This is a genomic window from Pantoea sp. EA-12, assembly GCF_030053355.1.
Lineage (GTDB): Bacteria > Pseudomonadota > Gammaproteobacteria > Enterobacterales > Enterobacteriaceae > Pantoea > Pantoea vagans_C.
Genome location: NZ_JASGBY010000001.1, coordinates 121,280 through 146,265 on the forward strand (window position 1 = coordinate 121,280; position 24,986 = coordinate 146,265).

Genomic DNA, 24,986 nt, shown 5'->3' on the forward strand with positions numbered 1-24,986 from the left:
CATTCGCTCGGAATGCTCACGTTTTTGGTGAAAAATCTCAGATGAATTTGAACCCCGGTAATCTCTTCAATAAAGACAACCTCCCTTTAAATAGCAGTAGCCGGCACGCACCTTCCCTGCTCGGCCCCCTGTTTTTTGTACTGGCTTGCTTTTTATTGGTGCTAAGCAGTGCCGCATTGGCTAAGACCGTCACCGATATTGACGGTAATCAGGTCGAGATTCCCGATCGCCCTCAGCGCATTGTGCTGGGGGAAAGCCGCATGCTTTACACCCTGGCGCTGCTGGAACCGGGAAATCCGTTTCAGCACATTGTGGCGTGGCCACAGGATCTGAAGAAATATGACAGCCAAACGTGGAATAGCTTCGCTCGCCAGTTCCCGCAGATGCTCAAGATCCCTTCGCTCGGCCCCGGCGGCCCATCAGCGATTAACCCGGAACAGGTTCTGGCGCTCCAGCCTGACGTGGTGATCTTACCCAGCCTCGCGCGCTACGACGATGCCGATCTGCGTCTGGTCGCGATGCTAAAAGCTGCGCATATCCCGGTGGTGAAGATCGATCTCCGCGTGCACCTGCTGAAAAATACGCGCCGCAGCGTCGAGATTTTCGGTGAAGTGCTCAATCAACAAGCGCGCGCGCAAGCCTTCAACCAGTTCTACACGGCGCACATGCAGGTGATTCAGGAGCGGCTTGCCAGTTATCAGGGTGTGAAACCGTCGGTGCTGTTGCAGTTGCACTTAGGTCGTCGTAATGAGTGTTGTGTCACCGCGGTGAACGGGAGCCTCGGCGAACTATTGAATGCCGCTGGCGGAGATAACATCGCCAGTAAAACGCAGCATGGCGTGTTTGGTCGCTTGAGTGAAGAGCAGGTGATTGCCGCCCAGCCTGACTACTACTTTGCCACCGGCTTTGCTAACAACACGACTCAGGGTCTACTGAAACTCGGCCCCGAAGTGGCTCCAGAAGCCGTGCAGAGCAGTTTCACGCAGTTGACCTCCCAGCAGAACGGTTTGCGTGAATTAAAAGCTTTGCATAATGGTCATTCCGCGGTGATTTGGATGAATTTCTATCTCAGCCCATGGCATATTGCCGCGACAGAATTTATGGCCAAAACACTCTATCCGCAGCTGTTTGCCGACGTGAATCCAGAGAAAACCTTGCAGCAAATCTTCCATGATTATCTGTCGATTCCTTACAGCGGGACGTACTTTGCAACGATAAACGCGCCGGTAAATCCCTAGCTATACGCCTGCTATCCGTTGAGCCGTGATGGAAACACCTCGCGCAGCCACTCGATAAACAGGCGCAAACGCTGTGTCAGGTGGCGGTTTTGTGGATAGACCACATGGAACGGGTAACGTGCGGGACGCCAGTCGGCGAGGATTTCCACCAACACGCCGGATTTGAGATCCTGCGCGGCGGCGTAGCGAAAGGTCTGGATAATGCCCAATCCTGCCACAGCCGCCGCCAGATGCGCGTTACTCTCGTTAATGCCGATGCGATGTTCGGTTTTAATCTCGATCGTTTCGCTGCCCTGCGCAAAGCGAAAAGGAAACGCCCGGCCAGTTTGGGAAGATTGATAGCTCACTAACCGGTGACCGTTTTTTAACTCCTGTGGGTAAGCCGGAATACCGTAGGTTTTCAGATAGCGGGCGGCGGCACAGGTGATCATCTCGGCATTCCCCAGATGACGCGCCACCAGCGAAGAATCACTTAATGGACCGCCGCGAATCACGCAATCCACACTGTCACTGATCAAATCCACCGCGCGATCGGACACGCCCAGATCAAGGCGAATCTCAGGATAACGCGCGACAAAATCGGGCAGCAGCGGGATCAGGACATCGCGGGCGGTCGAGCCGCCGACGTCGATGCGTAAGTAGCCACGTGGTGTGCCGCTCTCGGCGTTACAGGCACTGTCGATATCCTCCAAGTCCCGCACGATGCGCATCGCTTTTTCATAATAGTCGCGCCCCTCTGGCGTCACCGTGACGCGTCGTGTGGTGCGCTGTAACAGGCGAATACCGAGATGTGTTTCCAGCTCTTGCACCAGTTTACTCAAGGTCGCGTTTGGCATATCCAGTGAATCTGCCGCACGGGTAAAATTCCCGGCTTCCACCACGCGGGCAAAAGCCCGTATCGCCAACAACTGATCCATCTTGATTATCCACCCACAGAAATAGTCATTTCGATTTTACACCATTTATCGCTAAACGCCGCAGCGTTACATTGCCTCCCATGCACTGCAACGCAGTCATCACACATTAATCAATCATTGGAGAGCACAACATGAACGCATCATTGAAAGGTAAAATTGCATTGGTTACTGGCGGCACCAGCGGTATTGGTCTGGCTTCAGCACAAGCGCTCGCCGCCGCAGGCGCTCAGGTATTTATTACTGGACGTCGTCAGACTGAACTGGATGCAGCAGTTGCCAGCATTGGCGTACAGGCAACCGGCATTCGCGCCGACGCCTCATTACTCAGTGACCTTGACGCGGTCTATGCGCAGATTGCAAAACAGGCGGGCCGACTCGACATTCTGTTCGCTAACGCCGGTGGCGGCGATATGTTGCCCCTCGGCGCGATAACTGAAGAGCACTTCGACCGCATCTTCGGCACCAACGTGCGCGGCGTGCTGTTCACCGTGCAGAAAGCGCTACCGCTGCTGAGTGATAAAGCCTCAGTGATTCTGACCGCCTCGACCACATCCATACAGGGCACCGCAGGGTTCAGCGTCTACAGTGCCAGCAAGGCCGCCGTGCGCAACTTTGCCCGCTCATGGGCGTTGGATGTGAAGGATCGCGGCATTCGCGTTAACGTGGTGAGCCCTGGCCCGGTACGTACTCCTGGCTTGGGTGATTTAGTCCCGGAAGATCAGCGCCAGGGGTTGTTCGATGCGCTTGCAGCACAGGTGCCGTTGGGTCGCCTGGGTGAGCCGGGTGAGATTGGTAACGTGGTCACCTTCCTGGCTTCAGATGCCTCCAGCTTCATCAATGCCACAGAATTGTTTGTCGATGGCGGGATGGCGCAGGTCTGACAATAGCGAGGGAGCGGCACCTGCCGCTCCCCTTTTCATTTGGCAGAGCAAATTAATGACCTGCCAGATTAAGATGCGGAATCTCATCCAGGTGGGTATAAATACTCAGTCCCAAAGCGTGGCCAATACGCACATCATTATCCGCCCCCCTGGACTCGCCTGGCATGCGAAGGATGGCATCGCAGCAGTGAATCAACCGGTGAGCCACCGGATAAAGAAAAGCCTCACTGATTTCATCGCCAATCTGTTGCGAACCCGCTGCACTGGCAAGCGGCATCGCCAGCCATTCACCTATCACTGGCGTGTGGCCTTTCTCATAAACTTGCAGAGCCATCTGATCAAGCTTCTGCATATTGTGTTGAATCAACGCCATATCACCCTGCGTACCACTGCGAACCGGGCCTGCAATCAAAATCATCATTGCTTGTTCTCCTCAAATTGCACGTTTAACGCCAGATGCTGTAGCAGCATGATGGTTTTGGCATCCATGATTTCCCCGCTGCGAATCGCCGCCAGCGCCTGCGAGAGCGTCCACTCCAACACTTCGATGTCTTCCCCCTCTTCTATCACCCCGCCGCCGGTGCCTTGCCGGTCTTCATCTGCATATTCAGCGATAAAGAAATAAAGTTTTTCCGTAACCGATCCTGGGCTCATGTAGGCTTCCATCACTTTCTCTATTTTCGTGATGGTATAGCCGGTTTCCTCTTGCGCTTCGGCAATAATCCTTTCTTCCGGCGATGCGTTATCCAGTAACCCCGCCGCCGCTTCAATCAAAAAGCCATGATGGCCATTGATAAAAATGGGAAAACGAAATTGCCGCGTCAGCACCACAGTTTGCTTGTGGCGGTTGTAGAGCAGGATCACCGCGCCATTGCCGCGATCGTAAGCTTCACGGTTTTGTTGTTGCCAGCTACCATCGGCACGCTGTAATTCAAAGGTGTATTTCTTTAACGTGTACCAGTTGTCGGATAACAACTGCTCACGAATATTCCGCACTTTCTGCTGCATGTTTTGCCCTCCCGCTGATGACAAAACAAACGCTAACATGCATAATCGTGCAAATACAAGCGAAAACACGAAGATTAAAAACATGCTCTCGAGTCAACGTAAACAGCAGATCCTCGCCCTTCTTGCCGAGGAACAACAGGTGATGTCCAGCGAGTTAAGCCAGCGTTTTAACGTCTCTGAAGACTCCATTCGGCGCGACCTGCGCGAGTTAGCAACCGACGGTTTACTGCAGCGGGTACACGGCGGCGCACTGCCGGTTTCTGCCGCCATCGCCCCCTTTGAAACACGCAAAAACGTGCAAATAAGTTCTAAACGCTTGATTGCGCAAAAAGCGGTACAACTGATTCAGCCCGGCCAGGTGGTGATAATTGATGGCGGAACCACCACAGCAGAAATGGTGCAACTGTTGCCGAAAGCGTTGGCGTTCACCGTGGTGACGCACAGTCCCAGCATCGCCGTCGCGTTAGTGGATTTTCCACAGGTTGAAGTGATCATGATTGGCGGGCAGCTTTATCGTCACTCCGTGGTAGCCGTGGGTTCAGCCGTGTTAGAGGGCATCGCACGCATTAATGCCGATCTATTCTTCATGGGCGTGACGGGGGTACATAAAACCGCCGGATTAACCACCGGCAACTACGAAGAGGCGGGCATAAAACGTGCGCTGGCCGCCCGTGCCGCAGAAACGGTGGTCATGGTGTCAAAGGAAAAACTCAATTCCGCATCGGCTTTTGCGATTGGCGATCTGTCTCTCGCCAGTACGCTGATTGTTGATGGGGAACCTGATGCCGCCCTGCGGCAGGTGTTACAACAGAAACAGATTACGTTGTTGTGAACATCAATGAGTAACAATGCCATGATTCAATAGTCAGATTCACGCTGACCTGACGGCCAGTACAGGATTAACAGGAGAATACACGCATGTCTGAGTTTCCAACCATCGCCTTGGTCGGGCCGGGCGCCATCGGCACTACCGTTGCCGCCGCCCTGCATGAAGTGCATCGGACGCCGCAACTTTGTGGCCGCACGGCACATCCCCAATTGGTGCTACGCCATGACGACGGGGAAATTGTGATACCCGGCCCGGTATTGAGCAACCCTGCTGAAATGGCTAAACCCTTTGACCTGGTGTTTGTCGCGGTGAAAACCACGCAGGTGGCGGAAACCGCGCCTTGGCTGGCGACATTGTGTGATGAAAACAGCGTGGTCTGTGCGTTACAAAACGGTGTCGAGCAAGTAGAGCAGCTCTCCCCCTGGGTCAATGGTGCGACAGTACTTCCTTCCGTCGTGTGGTTCCCTGCTCAGCGTGAACCCGATGCTTCGGTGTGGTTGCGCGCCAAACCGCGTTTGACCTTGCCAGATGTGCCCGCAGCGCAGCGGGTGGTACAAGCCTTGCGTGATAGCCGTTGCACGGTTGAACTGGAAGCGGATTTCCTCTCCATCGCCTGGCGCAAACTGCTGCAAAACGCCGTGGCGGGTTTGATGGTGCTCGCCAATCGTCGTGCAGGCATGTTCCAACGCGAAACGATTACCGAGCTGGGGCTGGCGTATCTGCACGAGTGTCTGAACGTGGCGCGAGCTGAAGGTGCAAACTTAAGTGATAACGTACTACAGGAAATTATGGCTGGCTTTCACCGCGCGCCCGCGGATTTGAGCACCTCAATCCTTGCCGATCGCCAGGCAAATCGCCCGTTAGAATGGGATATCCGCAACGGCGTGGTACAACGTCGCGGTAAAAAACACGGTATCGCCACGCCGATCAGTGATGTGGTGGTGCCTTTACTGGCTGCCGGGAGTGAGGGGCCAGGTTAACGGCCCGCGCTTAGCAGCAGCGTCCTCGATTTCCCAAAATCGGGGACGCTCCTTTTCATCAGACCGCCTCGCCGATTACCGATTTAAACTGGGCGTGCCACATATCATAAAATTTTCCGCGTTGATTGATGAGGGTCGTAAAGTCACCATTTTCAATAACTGCACCGTCAGCCATCACCACAATACGGTCAAACGCTTTAATGTTGCCGAGCCGATGGGTAACCGCAATCACCGTGGTATTTAAGGCTAATATTTCATTAAACAGGCGATGTTCGGTTTCTGGATCCAATGATGATGAAAATTCATCGAAGATAAACAGATTGGCGTTTCTGAACAGCGCACGGGCAATCGCCAGCTTTTGCCATTGTCCAATAGAGAGTTCATCACCACCAAACTGTTTTCCCAATTTGGTTTGCAGGCTGTAGGGAAATTTTACTCGTTTGATCAGCGCTTCAAGCTGTTCCGTTTCAGCTTCATAATGATTTAACGCAATATTCTCACCCACCAGGAACTCATATTTGCCATATTCCTGAAACACCGTGGCAATTTGTTGGCGATAATATTCGATATCCAACTGCTCAAGATCAACGCCGGACACCGATATTTTTCCTTCTTCCGCCGCATACATGCGTAACAGCAGCTTAATTAGGGTGGTTTTGCCGCTGCCGTTATCGCCTAAAATCGCCACTTTCTCGCCAGCATTGATGGTGAGATTGACATGATTCAAGGCATGTGTGCTACGTCCCTGATATTGAAAACGCAGGCCCGCTACGTCAATCGCAAAAGGCTGATGGTCAGGCAATCTCTTTTCACCGTTGCGCACCGGCTCAATTTCATCCGTCATAAATGAGTGGTAACTGGCAAAGAAAGAACTGGTGCTTTTCAGATTCGCACCATAGTTGGCGATCTCATCGAGATGAGACTTCATCATGACAATAGACTGAAAAACCATGACCAATCCGCTGACGGCCAGGTGACTGCTCCGTAATGTATTAAGAAACAGATAGACGCCCAGGAATAGCAGCAGCAGGCTTAAAACAGTGGCGGGAATCGGTAACAATAACGCCCGAAGACGTTGCGCATGCATGCGTTGAAACATGCGCTTTGCCGCAAGGTTAAACTTTTCCAGCAGATATTTCCCCAGCCCATAAAGCCTGATTTCCTGAAGATAACCTTTATCCATACTCAGCCCATAGACGTAGCGCATAAGGATGGAATCCTTGGAGTTATGGATAAGATTCTCCCAGTATTTCCTTTCGATGCGTAAATTGATGACGATAAGTGGTATCACTGATACCGCACATATCGCCGCCCCTAACCCCGAATATTTAATGAGCACTGCCAGTAAACTCCCAGACATAATCAATGCTCTGAAAGCATATATCAGGCAGATGATAAAATTGATCGGGCGATATCCGGCCTCTTTCTTTAACAACTCCAGTTGTTCATAACGTTCTTTGTTGTCAAACAAGCTGAGTGAAAATGAACTGTTCATTCGTTGCATAATGCTGCCGCTGAAGTGGCTAGTGGCGATTTCCGTCACGTCACCCTGTAGCAAATTCACCAGTGGCTGCATCAGTTGCATTCCCAATAGCGAAAGACACCATATGCCGATGGTGATCATCAAATCGCTGTTACTGGTGTCAGGTGCTTGCAGGCTATTGATAATTTGTCCCGTCATGAAAATATTCAGTGCCGGTATTAAACCTTGCAGGACAATAAGCGCGATTAATAAAGAAATACGTAACGGACAGGATAAGAATACATAGCGGATTGCCAAAATCACTGACTGCCTCCCTGATTGCAGATGAATCAAACAAACCCCATAGCATGATAGATGATAATGAGATTTATTTGCAGTCAGTGATCAATTTTTCCTTTAACCTCTCCTGCCGCTTGTTAAGAGACGCTCTCTAGTGCGTTTTTCACGATAGCCAAGGCCTTATCGAACTGCGCTTCAGGAATGGTCAGTGGATAGAGGAAGCGGATAATGTTGCCATGTTGACCACAAGTTAACAGCAGCAGACCCTGCGCCAACGCGTGTTTCTGCACGGCCTGCGCCGCTGCGGCAGAAGGTTTGCCGCTGGCAGGATCGCTGAACTCTGCGGCCATCATGGAACCGACCCCACGCACATAAGCCAGTGCTGGACACACTTCTTGCGCCTCTTCCAGTACGGCGCGCAGTTTGCCCCCCAGATGCACCGCGCGTTCACACAGCTGTTCTTCGTTGATCACATCAATTACCGCGTGGGCGGCAGCGATAGAAAGAGGATTGCCCGCATAGGTACCGCCCAAGCCGCCCGGCAAGGGGCTGTCCATGATCGCCGCTTTACCCGCCACTGCCGAGAGTGGCATCCCCCCCGCCAGGCTTTTTGCCATCGTCATCAGATCGGCCTGATGCACGTAGTGCTGCATGGCAAACATTTTGCCAGTGCGGGCAAAACCACTTTGCACTTCATCCGCAATCAGTACGATACCGTGCTGATCGCAGATAGCGCGCAGCGCACTCACGAATTCGGCGGGAGCGACATTAAATCCGCCCTCACCTTGCACTGGTTCAAAGATAATCGCCGCCACCTGTTGTGGATCGATATCGCACTGGAACAGCGATTCCAGCGACCGGATACTCTCCTGAACGCTAATACCGCGTGCATCTGAGGGGTAAGCAGCATGGAAAACAGAGCCAGGGAAAGGACCAAAGCCGGTTTTGTAGGGTTTCACTTTGCCGGTCAGCGCCATCGTCATGTAAGTACGGCCATGGAAAGCACCACCGAAGGCAATGACCCCCGGCCTTCCCGTATGGCAGCGGGCAATTTTGATGGCGTTCTCCACCGCTTCCGCGCCGGTGGTAAAGAATGCCGTTTTGGTTTCCTCTTGAATCGGCGTCAACTCGTTAATTTTTTCTGCCAAGCCGACATAACTTTCATAAGGCACGATTTGATAGGCCGTGTGCGTGAAGTGCGCCAACTGTTTTTCAATTGCTTCGACCACTTTGGCATGGCGATGCCCGGTATTTAACACCGCAATACCGGCGGCAAAATCGATATATTCCGCGCCTTCAACGTCGGTTAAAGTGGCATTGTCTGCCTGTTGCGCATAAAAATCACACATGACGCCCACACCACGTGGCGTCGCTTGCAGCCGACGCTGATTAAAATCAGAGTTTTTCATGAATAAAAACCTTCTGTTAATACGATACGATGCCTGCCATATCTATTAAGGCATTGAAGACATCACAGGAAATTATTTTAATTGCTCATCGAGTTTCTTTGAGTCGTAATAATCACCCTGATAGGCGATTTTGCCGTCTTTAACTTTGATATATGAAACACCGTGGAATTTAATCGGTTTATTGGTCGCTGGGCTACCCGCCCACTCACCGCTGTTGACGCCTGAGAAAACCCACTCGAAGGCGACAATGTCGTGGTTATATACCGGCTTTCCGACCATCTGCCATTTCAAATCCGGCACGCCATCAATAAAGGCTTTGATGACATTCTTTTCAGCGTCACTGTTTCCTTTTACGGGTGTGCCCACTGCCGCATCATAATAGGTCACATCTTTTGCCAGATACGTCCCGGCTTTATGGGCATTATGCTGATTCCAGGCGCCCATATAATGCTGCACCACTTCCAGCGGTGTTTCACTGGCGAAACAGCTCGAAGAAACCAATAACGCCGCAACCATTACTATTTTTTTCATCATTAATACTCGCTTTTACGTTAAGTCACTCATTACGTGTTTAATGCGCGTGTACTCTTCTAACGAATACGCAGACAGATCTTTGCCATAGCCGGATTTTTTAAAGCCACCATGCGGCATTTCGGCACACAGTGGAATGTGGTTGTTGATCCATACGGTGCCGAAGTCCAGTGCGCTGCTGAATCGCTGTGCGCGGCGGTGGTCTCGCGTCCAGATGCTGGCGGCCAAACCGTATTCCACATCGTTCGCCATCGACAGCGCTTCGGACTCGGAGGCAAAGGTCTGGATGGTCATCACCGGCCCAAATACCTCGTGTTGGATGGCTTCATCGTTCTGTTGCAGACCCGAGATAATGGTGGGTTCAAAATAGAAGCCAGGACCACTACCCGCTTTCCCCCCAGTTTCAATACGCGCGTGTGCAGGCAGACGAGCGATAAAGCCTTTCACCTGCTCCAGCTGGTTTTGACTATTCAGCGCACCATAGAAGGCGTCTTGATCCTCCGGCTGACCAAAACGGATGCTGCGCGCTTCGCTCACGAGTTTATCGAGGAACACGGGATAGAGACGCTCTTCAACCAAAATTCGTGTGGCGGCGGTGCAATCCTGCCCGGCATTAAAGAAGCCTGCTGCGCAGATGGTTTTCACCGCTTTGTCGATATCGGCATCACCAAACACGATAACCGGGGCTTTACCGCCCAACTCAAGGTGCGCTTTGGTCAGATTGGCCGCAGCGGATGCCGCCACTTGCATTCCGGCACGAACAGAACCGGTGATGGATACCAGCGAAGCATCGCCGTGCGACACCACCAGTGAACCGGTCGCCGCTTTACCCAGCACCACATTGATCGCCCCTGCTGGGAAAAAGGGGGCAGCCAACTCAGCGAGCAAGAGCGTACTGAGCGGCGTGGTATCACTGGGTTTCAGCACTACGGTGTTACCCGCTGCCAGCGCTGGGGCGATCTTCCACACCGCCATCATGAACGGGTAGTTCCACGGTGTGACCTGACCAACAATCCCCAGTGGCTCACGGCGAATGGTGGAGTTAAATCCCGCCAGGTATTCCCCAGAAGCTTTTCCTTCCTGACAGCGCGCAGCGCCTGCAAAGAAACGAATCGCATCACAGGATGCCGCAATCTCTTCCTGACGAATGAAGTGCTTTAGCTGTCCCGTTTCTTCACTCTGGATATCGACGATGCGATCGCAGTGTTGTTCAATCGCGTCCGCCAGGTGCAACAATGCACGCTGGCGTTCACTCGGTGTGCTCTGTTTCCAGATTTTAAAAGCGGCTTTGGCTGCAGCATAAGCCGCGTTGACGTCATCTTGATTGGCCAGTGGTGAAAGTGCATAAACTTCACCACTCACCGGGCTAACCAGTTCAAAAGTCTCACTGCCAGAACCTTCAACGAAGGCTCCATTGATAAAGTGTTTTATCTTATGCATGCGACAGGCTCCTTTAATCATATAACATAATAGGTTTTATCATTATGATCACAATTCAGGCAACGTTTGTTTCACATTAATTTGATTGCACTCGCATATTTGGCATGCAAATTCTCAGCAAAAGCCTGTTTATCCAACTGTTTAATTAAGCGACTGATTACACAAATTTTTGCCATGCTGGATTGTAATGGGATAAGGCAACTCATTGTTTCCAATGTGGATGTTTTATGTTATGAATGTGCAACCTCCCTTCCCGACACAAATAAGAAATCACGAGGAATATGATTACTCATGCAGTGATTTTCTCCCCTATTGGGCAGTCCAGCCGTTCCGATCAGATCGTGCAGCGACTGGCGAATGCCATCGTTTCAGGATTACTTGAAGCGAATGAGCAACTGCCTAATGAAGCGGATTTAGCCCGTATGATGGGCGTTTCACACATCACAATTCGCGAAGCGCTGAATACGTTGCGCGCTAATGGCCTGGTGTATACGGTACGCGGGCGCAATGGCGGCAGTTTCGTCGCCAACAGCATTGATAAACAGGCTTCATCACAGCACCCGTTCAATATGATCAGCACTGAATATCTGTCTGATTTAGGGGAATGGCACAGTGCGATTTTCTGCCATGCGGCGAAACTGGCTGCAACCCGCATGACCGCCAACGATATCACTACCCTGACCCAGTTCGTTGACACGCTGGAACAGGCCACTACGGCAGAAATGCGCAGTCAGGCGGATATGCGTTGTCTGTTAACGATTGCGGCCAACTCACAATCGGCCAGAATTGCCAGTCAGGAACTGATTATTCAATCTGAGTGGGCATCACTGGTCACACTTTTATATAAATCAGATGCTGCTCATCACACCTCCGTCGATATTTATCGCAAGTTATTGACCGCCTTTCTTGGGCATGATGAACTGGCTGCGGTTAATCTGGCGAGTGAATTGATTACCGAATTAACCTCAAGATTGATCGAATATAAAATAAGCTTTAAAGAGATGATGTGAGGAGAAAACCGTGAGCGAAGTCAGTCACCACACGCGAATCGTTAATACCTTAGAAGATCTGTTCGCCGCGGTCACCATGTCGACTAAAGATCTCTCGGCCAGTATTAACCATACTTTAGCCGCGATTCCTGTCGCCGGTATTGCCTCTGACAAGCAGCGCGAAAGTAGCCTGCGTAAAAGCCTTTATCCCGCGATTGAAAAGATTTTGCTGGAGAGCCAATACTGTTCAGGAGCGGGGTTTGCCAGCCATCTGGCAACCGAAAACCTCGCGCAACCTTACTGGTTTCTGGAATGGTGGTTTAAAAACCCCAAGAGCAACCAGCAATCTTGTTTAGACCTCGATCAGGCCACACAGCAACGGTTAGATTTCAGTACTTTTGAATGGTTTAAAAATACGCCAGAGGCCGAAGACGTTTATTTACACGGACCTTATGTCGATTATGTCTGTACCTCTGCGTATACCATTACAGCGGCGTCGCCTGTACTGATTGACGGAAATATGGTTGGCGTAGCAGCAGTAGATATATTAGTGAGCCGCATTGAAGAAGCGTTATTGCCGATGATTAAACAGACCAGCAGTAAAGTGATCATTACTAATAATGATAATCGGGTGATATTCTCAAGCCATCTTAAATATCGGACCGGTTCATTGGTCAATATTGATGCGACCTATCAAACTACGCAAAACAATTTCTGCAAAATCACTTTCCTGTAAATACCTGCCGCATGATGCGGCAGGGTCACGATTAAAACGAAATCATTTTTCCCGGTGCCAGTTTGGCGGTGATGCCGAGTAACGTTTTCGCCAGAGGAATGGCCACTGGCGCCAGTTTTCGTCCAATCATCAGCGGTGTGTGTTTAATCGCAGTTAACATCGAGAAGTCACTGTTGGCCTTGACGATATCATCACGAATCGCTTTGCCAATACGCACCGTTTGCGCAATACCATGCCCACTCCAGCCATGCACGGAGTAAATTTTGCCGTTCTTCCCGCCTTTGCGGCAGTCGGTTGCGCCGTTTAGCGTTAAATCCGTGGTGCCGCTCCAGGCAAAATCAAGCTGCAGTTCTTCATGTTCAGGAAACACAGCGCGTAACCGCGAGGTGAGGTAATCCACCGTGCGAGTATCATCCCAGCGCATGCCGGTGCCTTGCCCGCCAAACAGCAAACGCTCATTGCGAACCGGGCGGTAATAATCGATTTGCAACTGCGTGTCATAGACGGGCTTGCCTGTCGGGAGCAAGGTTCTCGTGCCGCCAGCCACCGGCGATGTCACGCCAACGTAGGTGTAAAACGGTATGGTGGTGGCGTTGTTTTCATTAAGTAAGGTATGCGTGGCGTCATGAACCGCAATCACCACGCCCTTGGTGGCAGTGATCATCCCTGTTGCCGTATGGACATGGGTAACACCGCCGAACTCCTCAATACGGATCACTTCACTTTGCTCGTGAACCTGTCCGCCATTCATCACAAAGCCGTAAATAAGGCCACGATTGAGCGCCAGTGAATGAATCTGGCCGCCAAGATCGTCCAAAACTCCGCCGTAGTAGGCTTCCGATCTGATGTGTTCTTGCAGCTCGTATCCTCCTAACACGGCGACATGGTTGTCTCCCAGAAAACGGCGCGCATCGGCAGCCTGCACCAGCGCATTCATATGGCCAGGGTGCACCGCAGCCGTGATATGGCCGCGCTGGCGGTCGAGGTCGAGATGGTATCGGCTGGCAATATCATCAATCAGCGACATCGCTTCGGTCGAGGTGAAATGCCATAAACGTCGCGCTTCGTCCGTACTGAGGTTATCCAGCATCGATTCAGCTTCCCAACGCGCCAGCCCGGGAGTGAGTTGTCCTCCGTTTCGCCCTGACGCGCCAGAACCAATCGCATTCTTCTCCAGAAGCACGGTTTCAATGCCCGCTTCAGCCAAATGCAACGCAGTGGATGCCCCAAGAAGTCCGCCGCCAATGACTACGAATTCACACACTTTCTCTCCCCCTAACGGAGAAAAATGCATCCATGGCGCAAGCGTCGACTCGTAGTAATTGGCCGGATTTCCCGGATCGATATTCTCTGTTTCATCACACTGTCTCACCCAGTTCCAGTCACCATTGATGGCGGTTTGACTCGGTCGGGTAAATTTCGCATCACGCATTAATTCCGGTTTAATTAAATCCATCTGTCTGTTCATGGGTTATTCTCGGCCAGTTAATCACACCACAGGTCAGTTCACTGTGAGTTTCACTTCATTCACTACTCAGAAATCATCACTTCACGTTGGGTAATGCTGCAGTAAACAATCCAGCTAATCCCTAATACCGCCCAAATCGATCCCAACAGAAAGGCATCATGATCAAGATTGACCCACATCATCGCAACGCATGCCAATCCACACAGCGGCAGCAATACATTATTAAACAGGTCATTGAATCCGGTGACTTGCTTATCCATAAAGGCAAACTTCACGATAACGGAAAGATTCACAGCACTGAATGCCACCAGCGCGCCAAAGCTAATTAAAGAGACGGCCGTATCGAGATCAAAGAATATCGAACTGAGCGAAATAAAACCGGTTAACAATACGCAATAGAGCGGATTGCGGGTTTTCGGGTGAATATATCCCAACACCGGTGCTGTCACTGGATTGTTCTTACCCATGATATGCAGCAACCGTGCAGCGCTGGCGTGTGAAGCCAAGGCTGACGCAACCGTGTTTAATAATATTCCCATCAGGAAGAGTGTCTGGAATAAATGACCGCCAACGTATAAAACAATCTCTGGCATCGCTTCCATGGGATTTTTAAACATGGCGTTATCGGGATAATAGAGTTGGATAAACCATGCGGCGAGGAAGAAAATAGCACCACCGCACAGTGCGGTATAAAACACCGCTTTAGGAATGACGCTTTCTGGCTTGTCAGTCTCATCCGACAGCGTGGTGACTGCATCAAAGCCTAAAAATGAGAAACACAGGACGGCTGCACCGCTAATGAGAGGCAGAATGCTGGCATTCCCGTTGAACAACGGTGTCACTGTCAACACGCGTCCGCTGCCATAAGCACTACTTAAATCGTGCACCACCAGGTAAACAAACACCCCCATTAAAATCACCGGCATGCCGACAAACAGGAAATTGACGTTTGCCAGAATTTTAATGTTGCAGCAGTTGATATAGGTAATCAGCGTGGTGAAAGCCAGAATGGATAACCACGGTGGAATTTCAGGCAGCAGTGTTTGCAGGTAGATACCCGCTAATAATGAATTGATCATCGGCAGGAAGATATAATCCAACAGGGATGACCAACCCACCAGAAAACCAATGTTATTGCCGCAAACATTTTTTGCGTAGGTATAAGCCGAACCTGCGCAAGGATATAATTTCACCATGCGTCCGTAACTGACGGCGGTAAACAATACGGCTGCCAGTGCAAGTAAATACGCCAGCGGCACACGCCCTTCGGTTAATTTAGACACTATGCCGAACGTATCAAATACCGTCATTGGCGTCATGTAGGCGATGCCAATGATAATGACTTGCCAGATGGAAAGCTTTGTCTTGGTTCTTGAATTCAGGTTCATGGTTATTCCCATTCAATATTTCAGACACGCCGCTCCCTTCCCATGGCACCGGCGATGGAGTGTAAGCTGTATTGCAAAGCGGAGATGTGGGTGAGATTTCCCTCACCCAGTGTGATTACTCTTTGATAGCGCTCAGATCGTAATGCGGTTCATGACTTTGTTGACTGTAAGGGCGCGCAATAAACATATATAACGCCCCCGATGCCACAACAATAAACAGACCAATCAACACAATCCATTTATCGACAAAGCTGCCTTCACCAGGTTGCACCAGCAAATAGATACCGCATAAGCCATAAATCAGTGCAAGGATATTCACCCCGATGCCCCAACGGCCAATGCTCCATTCGCCTTGAGGTTTCCAACCCTGCAGACGTTTACGCAAAGCAGCCAGTACCACCATCTGGAAGGAAATATAGATACCCACCACCGCAAAAGCGGTAATTCGTGCGAGGTTATCCGGTTGATAGTAAACCCAGATACACACCAACAATGGCAAGGCACAGCTGACAATCATGGCGTTATCTGGCACATCGTGCTTCGAAATCTTCGCCATCCAACTGCTGCCTGGCAGCATTTTGTCCCGCGAGAAAGAGAACAGCAGACGGCTCAACGCGGCTTGCAGCGACAGAATGCAGGAGAGCATGGCAATCACCGCAACCACAATGAAGATCTTCTCACCCATCGGGCCAAGAGCATTATTCAAAATTTCAGGGATAGGATTCTGTATTTTTCCCGACACAATATCGTGCAGATTTGGATACGATAACAGGTAGCCCAGAACAGAAATCACCGCTGAGATCGCACCAAAAACGATACTTAAAATCATCGCTACCGGGATTTTACGGCTGGCATTCTGCACCTCTTCAGCCACGTTCCCACAGGCTTCAAAACCAAAGAACATGAACAGCCCTAACAAGGATGCCGACATAAACGCGGAGGTATAACCAGTGCTGGCATTCACGCCCATTGAATCAAAAATCACGCTGATCGGCTGCATCCGATGGAACAGCAAGAGGTAAATACCCAGAGCAATAACGCTGACAATTTCACACCAAAAACCAATACGGGCCACGCGCGCCAGGTTTTTGGTGCCCGACAGGTTAATCGCCATCATCATTAATAGCAGCACAACCGAGGTCATCAACAAGTTAATCGCGGTTTGTTCATAGCCTAATAGCGAGGCAACAAAGGTTGAACTGTATTCGGCAATCGAGGTAATGGTGACCACCAGCGCCCAAAGATAGATCCAGGCGGCAATCCAGGCATATTTTTTGCCCCAGAGAATACGCGACCATGGATATAACCCTCCGGTGATCGGGTATTGTGAGGCGACTTCACCAAACACCATCGCCACCAACAATTGCCCGCCTGCAGCAATCAAAATCCACCAAATAGAAGGTGGGCCTGCCAGCGTCATGGCTAAGGCAAACAGAGAATAGACGGCGGTAAGGGGTGATAAATAGGTGAATCCTAGCGAGAAGTTAGACATCAAACCGATCGAACGCTTGAACTTTCGCTCTTCTTGCCCAACGCTGTTGCGGGTATTTCCTGACGGAATAGTGCTCATCAACGCCTCCAGAACCTTAACTGTAATGTTATGTCAGTATTTATAAAACATAATATGTTATATGTATATTGTGCGATGTCACAGTTTTGTTAAATTCACCATATGTAGCTGTTATGAAAGTGTTTTATTGATGATAGGTGTTTCTTATGGCGCAGGTGAGTTGAAATCAGGTAAGAAAAAATGCGGTAATAGGCGTGATTGAAAGAGAGCGGGCGGCCCTAAACCGCCCGCGTGAAGCTAATGTATCGCAGCTTAAATACCGTGCAGTTTCGCCAGCAGCCACATGCGTTCCGAGGCGATGTCAGCATTTTCCAGTAAGCCGGCCTGGTCAGCTAAACGGAAGGCTTCACAGTAATGCGTTAAGCTGCGAGCGCTTTGCATGCCACCTAGCAGCGTAAAGTGTTGTTGATGACCGTTAAGCCATGCGAGGAACACAATCCCTGCTTTGTAATATTGGGTGGGAGCGGAAAAGAGATGGCGTGCCAGCGGGACAGTTGGAGCCAGGATTTTGTCAAAGGTCGCCCGGTCGCCCTGCGCTAGCGCATGTAGCGCACTGGTTGCCGCCGGCGCAATGCCATCCAGAATGCCTAATAACGCGTGGGAATAGCCTTGTTCATCCCCCGCGATCAGTTCGGGATAGTTGAAGTCATCCCCGGTGTACATTTTCACCGAAGCAGGCAACTGGCGACGCATCTCGATTTCGCGATCTTTATCCAGCAAAGAGATTTTAATCCCCTCGACCTTCGCCTCATTTTCTCGTATCACGGCAAGACACACCTCCATCGCAGCATGGAGGTTATTCCCCCCCCAATATCCGCGCAGCGCGGGGTCAAACATGTCTCCCAGCCAGTGCAAGATCACCGGCTCTTTTACCTGGCGCAGCAGGGTGCCGTAAACTTTGATGTAATCATCCGGCCCGGTGGCAATCGCTGCCAGCGCACGACTGGCCATCAGAATGATGCGGCCGCCGCAGGCCTCAATCGCCGCTATCTGCTGTTCATAGGCGGCAATGACATCCTGCAAGGTTAACCCGGTGAAATCAGTCAGATGATCGGTCCCTGCCCCACTGGCGATCAAAGTCCCCGGGTAGGCTTTTGCCTGCTCCACGCTACGCTGGATCAGCTCCAGCCCGGTGGCCCAGTTAAGCCCCATGCCGCGCTGGGCAGTATCCATCGCTTCGGCAATGCCCAATCCTAGCGACATTAGGTGACGGCGATAGGCGAGCGTGGCGTCCCAGTCAATCGCCATATCACTGTGCGGATTCTGCATGCGTTGGGGATCGGCCACCACATGTGCTGCCGCATACACCTGCCGGTTAAACGCCGGTTTGGCAGGCAAGTGCCAGCTGCGTTCGCCCTGCAAAACATAGCTGTAAGGCTGCCCGTGGCGATCCAGTAAACGTACTTTATGGCTGACAGTCATGGTTCTCATCCTTCTTTCAATGTTTAGCCAGATGCCCAGACGGCATGGCGTCCTGTGCATTTTTTGCGGTAGTCACAGGCATGCGCCGCACACCCAGCAACACCACGCTGCTGCAAACAATCACCAACGCCGCCGCCAGCCACACCGGTTGCAAGCTGTAGTGCTGCGCGTAGTAGCCTGCGACAATCGGCGAGATACCGCCGGCAGCCATGCCCATATTCATGACAAATCCAATGGCTGATCCGCGCAGCGATGGCGGAACCAGCTCCGCGGTCAGTGACAGCACAATCGGGGTGATGGGATAGCCGAGAAAACCCAGCATCAAGACCAGAACAATGACCAGCGGCACGGAGAGATTGAAGGACATTGCGGCCATCACTAACCCGCTGACAAAGGTGATGCTCATCAGTAAGGTGCGACGACGTTTGAAATCGCCTTTATCGCAATAGCGTCCGAGCACAAATCCACCCAGCGCACCGGTTATGCCGAGAAGGCTGGCGATAGTTCCGGCGGTGCCGATCGACAGATTTTTCACCTGCATCAGGTAGCTGGGTGCCCACAGCAACACAATCCACCAGCCCGCTAACAGCACGAAATAGAAGGCCGCCATCAGCAATACCGGGGCATGACGGAACAAAGTTTTCAGGGGCACTCGCTCCGCAGCCTGACGCGCGATGAGCGCAGCGGGCTTGCGGTCATTCTTCACCAACAGTAGATAGAGCAGAGCCACTACCATCCCCATCGCCCCCGCAACATAAAACACCACACGCCAGCCAAAAATCGGGCCGAGCATGGCGCCCATCCAGGTGCCGAGAAAGCCGCCAATTGGATAGCCCATCCAATACAACGACATTACGGTGGTGCGCTGTTTCTCGCTGGTGACGTTCGCGACTTCCAGCGAGGCTGCGGGCCAGAAGATGCCTTCACCGATACCGGTCATGACGCGATAGAAGATCAGGCTGGTAAAACTTCCCGCCACGCCCGTCAGGAGCGTGGCAAGGGAGAACATCATCAGACCGAGAATAAGCACCGGCTTGCCACTTAGCTTGTCGGCAATAATGCCCGCGATAAACAGAAACAGGATGAAGCCAAAAAAGAAGGAGGAGAGCAGAATGCAGCTTTCTGCTTTACCGAGACCAAAATCACCGGCGATTAAGCCAATCGCGGATGACACCGTCATGCGGTCCACCGAGTACATCATGTAGCCAAGGCCGCACAGCACGGTGACCAAAATCATTTTTCGGGTATCTGTATTCATCTTTTCCTCGACAATCTCTTAGACCGACGAAAACAGCTTTTCAGCTCTGTCAGATACGGTTAACCGTGCGCCAGATGGCGAGCCTTGCAGGTCTTGAGCACCTCATCCGGATCCTGAACCCACCAGTTGAGGCGGGAGAAAATCTCCACTTCATGCAACCCACGATAGCCCTGCGCTTCCACCGCCTCTCGCATCGCCCGAATATCAATCACACCATCGCCCATCATGCCGCGATCTTCGAGCAGGTCCTGCGTCGGGCTTAGCCAGTCGCAAATATGGAATGCCAGCAGCCGCTTCTGGCCCGCGCGGGCGATTTCCTGATAAAACTCCGCATCCCACCAGGTGTGATAGACATCAACCGCAATGCCCAGGCCGTCATCACCCAACTCGTCGCAGAGATCGTTGGCCTGTTTAAGGGTATTGATACAGGCACGATCGGCGGCATACATCGGATGGAGCGGCTCAATGGCCAGCGGCATCCCTCCGGCACGGGCATACTCCAGCAGTGCGCTCAGCCCATCGCGCACTTGTTGTCGCGCACCGGGTAAATCCCGCGAGCCTGGCGGTAATCCGCCCACCACCAGCACCAGGCATTGCGCCCCCAACTCCAGGGCTTCATCCACGGCTCGCTGGTTATCGCTCAAGGTCGCCTGCCGTGCCTGCAGATCGATGCCGGGGAACATACCGCCGCGACAGTAACCACTGACAGTAAGATTGTGATGGCGAATAAGCCGGGCGGCTTCCCGCAGTCCAAGCTTTGCGACCTGGTCACGCCACGGTGAGATGCCGCGAATCTCATGGCGGGCGCAGCCTTCAATGATTTGGCGTAAATCCCACTGTTGGCGGACGGTGGCGGTGTTCAAAGACAGTTGCTGCGGATCGGGTTGGCTCATCTTCTTCTCCTCAGCGTTCCAACGATGGCACATCAACCCAGCGACGCTCTTTCCAGCTTTTCAGTGCCAGATCGACCAACTGCAGCCCTTTCGCACCTTCCAGCAGGTCCCAGCGGTATTCGCCCTCTCCCCAAACGTGGCGTAAGAACAGTTCCCACTGCACTTTGAATGCATTGTCGTAGACTTGAGTGTCGGGCACGCTTGCCCAGTCATCGAAGAAGTTGTGTGTTTGACGGATGTCTGGGTTCCAAACCGGTTTCGGCGTATTAACACCCGCCTGAGTGAAACAGTCGCTCAGCCCAGCCACCGCCGAACCTTTCACCCCATCGACCTGGAATGTCACCAAATCATCGCGGCGCACCCGCACACACCATGAGCTATTGATTTGCACAATCGCGCCGTTATGCAGTTCGAATGTGGCGTAGACCGCATCGTCCGCAGTGGCGACGTAGGGCTGTTGCTGTTCATCCCAGCGCTGCGGAATGTGCGTCGCACCGATGCAGCTCAGGCTTTTGATCTCGCCAAACAGATTGTCGATGACATAGCGCCAGTGGCAGATCATATCGAGGATGATGCCGCCGCCGTCTTCACTGCGGTAGTTCCAGGAGGGACGTTGGGCGGGTTGCTGGTCGCCCTCAAACACCCAGTAACCAAACTCACCGCGCACCGACAACACGCGGCCAAAAAAGCCTGCCTCATTAAGCAGACGCAGTTTTTGCAATCCCGGAAGCCAGAGCTTGTCTTGCACCACGCCGTGACAAACGCCCTTTTCACGCGCGAAATGGTACAAGTCCAGCGCATCATCCAGTCCCATCGCCACGGGTTTTTCCGAATAGACATGTTTGCCTTTGCTAATGGCTTTTTTCAGCAATGCCGGGCGCGCCTGGGTGGTGGCCGCATCAAAGAAGATGATGTCATGTGGATTGTTAAGCGCCTCATCAATGTTGGTGCCCCAGCGCTCAATGCCATACTCACGCGCCAGTGCCGCAATTTTTTCCGCATTACGGCCAATGAGAATCGGGTCTGGCATCAGGCGATCGCCATTTGCCAGCGCGACTCCGCCCTGCTGACGAATCTGCACGATAGAACGGATGAGATGCTGGTTTTTGCCCATTCGCCCGGTCACGCCGTGCATGATGATGCCTACTGGAATCTGCGCCATGAATACACCTCAAAGTAGTTTGTGATGGAAGTAACACGCTCAACATCTGTTTTCACCGTTCAACTCACGTTGACTCATAATCAATCAACTAACTGGTTGATGACTTCACTATAGAGTCCAAAAATCAGTCTGACTTTGATCGGTTTCACATAACCAACTAGTTAGTTGAAAATCTTTCGCCCTTGTTTTATGCGCAAAAAGAGGCACTATAATGCTCAGAAAAACAGTGATGTGTGGGGATTCTGCTTTGGTTGATCGCGTGGCTAGCAATATTGATGAAGTGACGGATAAGCAGGTGCGGATATTGATGGCCGCCCGCGCCGAGTTCGCCGAGAAGGGATTTGACGGTGCTCGCGTTGACAGCATTGCCGAACGCGCCCACGCCAATAAACAGCTGATTTACTACTACTTCACCAATAAAGATATCCTGTTCACCAGGGTGCTTGAAGAAGCCTATCGAGATATTCGTGAGCAGGAAGCGGCGTTAAATCTTGATCATCTGCCTGCCGATCAGGCCATCTTGCAACTGGTGGAGTTTACCTGGCAGTACTATCTTAAGAACCCCGAATTTATCCGCCTGTTGAACAGCGAAAATCAACTCAAAGCGCGTCATCTAAAAGAGTCGGATATCACCGTGCAGATCAACCAGAGTTGGAGCAGCATCACACAACAACTGCTGGCGCGTGGCCGAACAGAAGGCTGCGTTCGTGAAGATATTGATGTGATGCAACTCAACATCAATATCTCGGCGCTGGGTTTCTTTTACCTGATTAACCAGTCCACCCTCTCCATCATCTACCAGCAAGATCTCAGTGCTAAAGCGGCATTGGATGAACGCCTGCGTGTGATGAAAGAGTGTATTGCGGCGTGGATAAGGCCCTGACTTCGGCTTACTGCGCCAGCCAGCCGCCGTCCATATTCCAGGCGGCGCCGCGCACCTGCGCACCGCCTTCGCTACAGAGGAACAGCACCAGCGCCCCGAGCTGTTCCGGCGTCACAAATGCCTGAGCAGGCTGTTTCTCTGACAGCAAGGCGAGCCGTGCCGCTTCAGGCTCTTCACCTGCTGCAATGCGCTTATCAATTTGCTGCTGCACCAGCGGTGTCAGCACCCAGCCCGGACAGATGGCATTGCAGGTGATCGGCGATGTGGCGTTTTCCAGCGCAATCACTTTCGTCAAACCCACCACACCATGTTTTGCCGCGACATAAGCGGCTTTCTCTTTCGATGCCACCAGGCCATGCACCGAAGCAATATTAATGATGCGGCCCCATCCGCGCGCCTGCATACCCGGTAACACGGCACGGCTGGTGTGGAACACCGAGGACAAGTTAATCGCAATGATCGCATCCCATTTTTCCACCGGGAATCGCTCAACCGGTGCGGTGTATTGAATCCCGGCATTGTTCACCAAAATATCCACCGCTCCATAACGCGATTCTACCCACGCGATCATCGCCGCAATCTGCTCAGGATCGGACATATCCGCAGCGTGGTAATCCACTTGAGCGCCGGTTGCGGCAATCAGCGCTTTGGCCTGCTCCACATCACCAAACCCGTTAAGGATCACGGTTGCACCTTGCAGCGCCAACTGTTCGGCAATCCCCAAACCAATACCGCTGGTTGAACCAGTCACCAGTGCGACTTTTCCCGTTAATTGCATCGAATTATCCTCCTTTAGACAATGCCGGTGAGGTAAAACACCCCAATAACAAACAGCACTGCCAGACTTTTAATGATGGTGATGGCGAAGATGCCGCCATAGGCCTCTTTGTGGCTCAACCCGGTAATGGCTAACAATGTGATCACTGCGCCGTTGTGCGGCAGCGTATCCATCCCGCCGCTGGCCATCGCCGCGACACGATGCAGCACTTCCATCGGGATGCCAGTGGCCTGGGCCGCCTGCACAAAGTGTTCGGCCATCGCAGCCAGCGCGATACTCATGCCGCCCGATGCTGAACCAGTGATCCCGGCCAAAACCGTGATGCTGATCGCCTCATTCAGTAGCGGATTGGGGATCACTTGCAACACGCCGGAGAGCACCACAAATCCTGGCAGCGCGGCGATCACCGCACCAAAACCATATTCGGAAGCGGTGTTCATCGCGGCCAGCAGCGCGCCCGCCACGGCTGTTCGGCTCCCTTCGGCCAGACGCCCGCGAATGTTGCGCCAGCCAAAGATCAGCACCACCAAAATGCCGCTCAACAATGCCGCCTGCACCGCCCAGATCGCGGTGGTTTTCTTAATATCTGTCACGATAGGAATGGGATTCCCGGGCAAAGTCACGCTGCTTTGCGCGCCGTACCATGAGGGGATCCAGTAAGTGAAGAGAAGATTCAGCACGCCCACCAGAATCAGCGGCAGAATAGCAACCAGCGGGTGCGGTAAATGCACATCTTCTGCCGTTTCTGGCTCATTCTTTAAGTTGATGCCGTAAGGTTCATTGTTTGCCTGTGCCCGGCGGCGTTGACGATCCAGCCACAGCAGGCCAATGACAATAATGAACAGCGAGCCGATCAACCCCAGCCATGGCGCCGCCCAGGCGTTGGTGCCAAAGAAACTGCCGGGAATGATGTTCTGAATTTGGGGCGTGCCGGGCAGTGCGTCCATGGTGAAGGAGAATGCACCCAATGCTACCGTGGCCGGGATCAACCGTTTGGGGATATTGCTCTGACGGAACAGTTCCGCGGCAAACGGATACACCGCAAATGCCACCACAAACAGCGAGACACCGCCGTAGGTCAGTAGTGCGCACACCAGCACAATCACCGGGATCGCGTGACGACGCCCCAGGATTGCAATCGCTGCTGTGACGATGGAACGCGAGAAACCCGACAGTTCAATCAGCTTGCCAAAGATGGCCCCGAGCAAAAAGACCGGGAAGTAGAGCTTCACAAAGCCCACCATCTTCTCCATAAACAAACCGCTGAACACCGGCGCCACGGCTGCCGGTTCGGTTAACAGCACTGCTAATAGCGCAGCGATCGGGGCGAATAAAATTACGCTATAGCCGCGATAGGCAGCTAACATCAGCAATCCGAGCGCAGCGAGGGCAATAACGACACTCATGTTGCTTCCTTATTATTTTATTGATGTTTACCTGATGC

The 24,986-nt window shown here is 52.3% G+C and carries 23 protein-coding genes; 7 read left to right on the top strand and 16 right to left on the bottom strand.

Annotation, left to right across the window (positions count from 1 at the left end):
* Positions 1–41: 41 nt before the first annotated feature.
* On the top strand, positions 42–1,238 hold the full coding sequence (locus tag QMZ30_RS00595; RefSeq protein WP_502921458.1) for an ABC transporter substrate-binding protein: 1,197 nt from the start codon (positions 42–44) through the stop codon (positions 1,236–1,238).
* A gap of 11 nt (positions 1,239–1,249) precedes the next feature.
* Here QMZ30_RS00595 and QMZ30_RS00600 read toward each other — a convergent pair whose 3' ends face one another.
* Complete coding sequence (locus QMZ30_RS00600) at positions 1,250–2,155, bottom strand: LysR family transcriptional regulator (RefSeq protein WP_283225921.1); 906 nt, start codon at positions 2,153–2,155, stop codon at positions 1,250–1,252.
* Positions 2,156–2,286: 131 nt separating this feature from the next.
* On the opposite strand from QMZ30_RS00600, the gene QMZ30_RS00605 reads away from it, so the two are divergent.
* Positions 2,287–3,036, top strand: a complete 750-nt coding sequence (locus QMZ30_RS00605) for an SDR family oxidoreductase (protein ID WP_039333303.1) — start codon at positions 2,287–2,289, stop codon at positions 3,034–3,036.
* 52 nt (positions 3,037–3,088) lie between these two features.
* Here QMZ30_RS00605 and QMZ30_RS00610 read toward each other — a convergent pair whose 3' ends face one another.
* Together QMZ30_RS00610 and QMZ30_RS00615 are read right to left on the bottom strand one after the other, a co-directional pair.
* Positions 3,089–3,457 (bottom strand): NUDIX hydrolase, encoded by a 369-nt coding sequence (locus QMZ30_RS00610; protein WP_283225922.1) that lies wholly within the window; start codon positions 3,455–3,457, stop codon positions 3,089–3,091.
* Positions 3,454–4,044: an NUDIX domain-containing protein gene (locus QMZ30_RS00615; protein WP_283225923.1), complete on the bottom strand. Its 591-nt coding sequence runs from the start codon at positions 4,042–4,044 to the stop codon at positions 3,454–3,456. Before QMZ30_RS00615 ends, QMZ30_RS00610 begins: the two co-directional genes overlap by 4 nt.
* Before the next feature lie 82 nt (positions 4,045–4,126).
* Here QMZ30_RS00615 and QMZ30_RS00620 point away from each other — a divergent pair, with 82 nt between their 5' ends.
* Entirely contained in the window at positions 4,127–4,876 is a 750-nt protein-coding gene (locus QMZ30_RS00620; protein ID WP_283225924.1) for a DeoR/GlpR family DNA-binding transcription regulator, read from the top strand.
* Between the two features lie 86 nt (positions 4,877–4,962).
* A complete protein-coding gene (locus QMZ30_RS00625) occupies positions 4,963–5,853 on the top strand; it encodes an oxidoreductase (RefSeq protein WP_283225925.1) in 891 nt (296 codons plus the stop codon).
* Positions 5,854–5,911: 58 nt separating this feature from the next.
* On the opposite strand, the gene QMZ30_RS00630 is transcribed toward QMZ30_RS00625, so the two are convergent.
* The 4 genes from QMZ30_RS00630 to QMZ30_RS00645 form a co-directional block, all read right to left on the bottom strand.
* A complete protein-coding gene (locus QMZ30_RS00630) occupies positions 5,912–7,639 on the bottom strand; it encodes an ATP-binding cassette domain-containing protein (protein WP_283225926.1) in 1,728 nt (575 codons plus the stop codon).
* Positions 7,640–7,752: 113 nt separating this feature from the next.
* Positions 7,753–9,024, bottom strand: a complete 1,272-nt coding sequence (gene puuE / locus QMZ30_RS00635) for a 4-aminobutyrate transaminase (RefSeq protein ID WP_283225927.1) — start codon at positions 9,022–9,024, stop codon at positions 7,753–7,755.
* A gap of 72 nt (positions 9,025–9,096) precedes the next feature.
* A complete protein-coding gene (locus QMZ30_RS00640) occupies positions 9,097–9,558 on the bottom strand; it encodes an ester cyclase (protein ID WP_283225928.1) in 462 nt (153 codons plus the stop codon).
* Between the two features lie 12 nt (positions 9,559–9,570).
* Entirely contained in the window at positions 9,571–10,995 is a 1,425-nt protein-coding gene (locus QMZ30_RS00645) for a gamma-aminobutyraldehyde dehydrogenase (RefSeq protein ID WP_283225929.1), read from the bottom strand.
* Positions 10,996–11,276: 281 nt separating this feature from the next.
* Between QMZ30_RS00645 and QMZ30_RS00650 the strand changes: the two genes are divergently transcribed.
* Together QMZ30_RS00650 and QMZ30_RS00655 are read left to right on the top strand one after the other, a co-directional pair.
* Positions 11,277–12,005: a FadR/GntR family transcriptional regulator gene (locus QMZ30_RS00650; protein ID WP_283225930.1), complete on the top strand. Its 729-nt coding sequence runs from the start codon at positions 11,277–11,279 to the stop codon at positions 12,003–12,005.
* Positions 12,006–12,015: 10 nt separating this feature from the next.
* The gene (locus QMZ30_RS00655) at positions 12,016–12,720 is read left to right on the top strand and encodes a cache domain-containing protein (protein WP_283225931.1); all 705 of its coding nucleotides are present in this window, start codon (positions 12,016–12,018) and stop codon (positions 12,718–12,720) included.
* A gap of 31 nt (positions 12,721–12,751) precedes the next feature.
* Here QMZ30_RS00655 and QMZ30_RS00660 read toward each other — a convergent pair whose 3' ends face one another.
* From QMZ30_RS00660 to QMZ30_RS00690, 7 genes are all read right to left on the bottom strand, one after another.
* Positions 12,752–14,176, bottom strand: a complete 1,425-nt coding sequence (locus QMZ30_RS00660) for an NAD(P)/FAD-dependent oxidoreductase (RefSeq protein ID WP_283225932.1) — start codon at positions 14,174–14,176, stop codon at positions 12,752–12,754.
* Positions 14,177–14,250: 74 nt separating this feature from the next.
* Positions 14,251–15,576, bottom strand: a complete 1,326-nt coding sequence (locus tag QMZ30_RS00665; protein ID WP_283225933.1) for an APC family permease — start codon at positions 15,574–15,576, stop codon at positions 14,251–14,253.
* Positions 15,577–15,691: 115 nt separating this feature from the next.
* Positions 15,692–17,146, bottom strand: a complete 1,455-nt coding sequence (locus QMZ30_RS00670; protein ID WP_283225934.1) for an APC family permease — start codon at positions 17,144–17,146, stop codon at positions 15,692–15,694.
* A 252-nt stretch (positions 17,147–17,398) separates the two neighbouring features.
* Positions 17,399–18,568, bottom strand: a complete 1,170-nt coding sequence (locus tag QMZ30_RS00675; RefSeq protein WP_283225935.1) for a dihydrodipicolinate synthase family protein — start codon at positions 18,566–18,568, stop codon at positions 17,399–17,401.
* Between the two features lie 16 nt (positions 18,569–18,584).
* Complete coding sequence (locus tag QMZ30_RS00680; protein ID WP_283225936.1) at positions 18,585–19,826, bottom strand: MFS transporter; 1,242 nt, start codon at positions 19,824–19,826, stop codon at positions 18,585–18,587.
* Positions 19,827–19,885: 59 nt separating this feature from the next.
* A complete protein-coding gene (locus QMZ30_RS00685; protein ID WP_283225937.1) occupies positions 19,886–20,719 on the bottom strand; it encodes a sugar phosphate isomerase/epimerase family protein in 834 nt (277 codons plus the stop codon).
* 10 nt (positions 20,720–20,729) lie between these two features.
* The gene (locus QMZ30_RS00690) at positions 20,730–21,881 is read right to left on the bottom strand and encodes a Gfo/Idh/MocA family protein (protein WP_283225938.1); all 1,152 of its coding nucleotides are present in this window, start codon (positions 21,879–21,881) and stop codon (positions 20,730–20,732) included.
* 211 nt (positions 21,882–22,092) lie between these two features.
* On the opposite strand from QMZ30_RS00690, the gene QMZ30_RS00695 reads away from it, so the two are divergent.
* Positions 22,093–22,764: a TetR/AcrR family transcriptional regulator gene (locus QMZ30_RS00695; protein WP_283225939.1), complete on the top strand. Its 672-nt coding sequence runs from the start codon at positions 22,093–22,095 to the stop codon at positions 22,762–22,764.
* A gap of 7 nt (positions 22,765–22,771) precedes the next feature.
* Here the strand turns inward: QMZ30_RS00695 and QMZ30_RS00700 are convergent, their stop codons facing one another.
* Together QMZ30_RS00700 and QMZ30_RS00705 are read right to left on the bottom strand one after the other, a co-directional pair.
* Entirely contained in the window at positions 22,772–23,542 is a 771-nt protein-coding gene (locus QMZ30_RS00700) for a 3-hydroxybutyrate dehydrogenase (protein WP_283225940.1), read from the bottom strand.
* A gap of 14 nt (positions 23,543–23,556) precedes the next feature.
* Positions 23,557–24,948, bottom strand: a complete 1,392-nt coding sequence (locus QMZ30_RS00705) for a GntP family permease (RefSeq protein WP_283225941.1) — start codon at positions 24,946–24,948, stop codon at positions 23,557–23,559.
* Positions 24,949–24,986 lie beyond the last annotated feature (38 nt).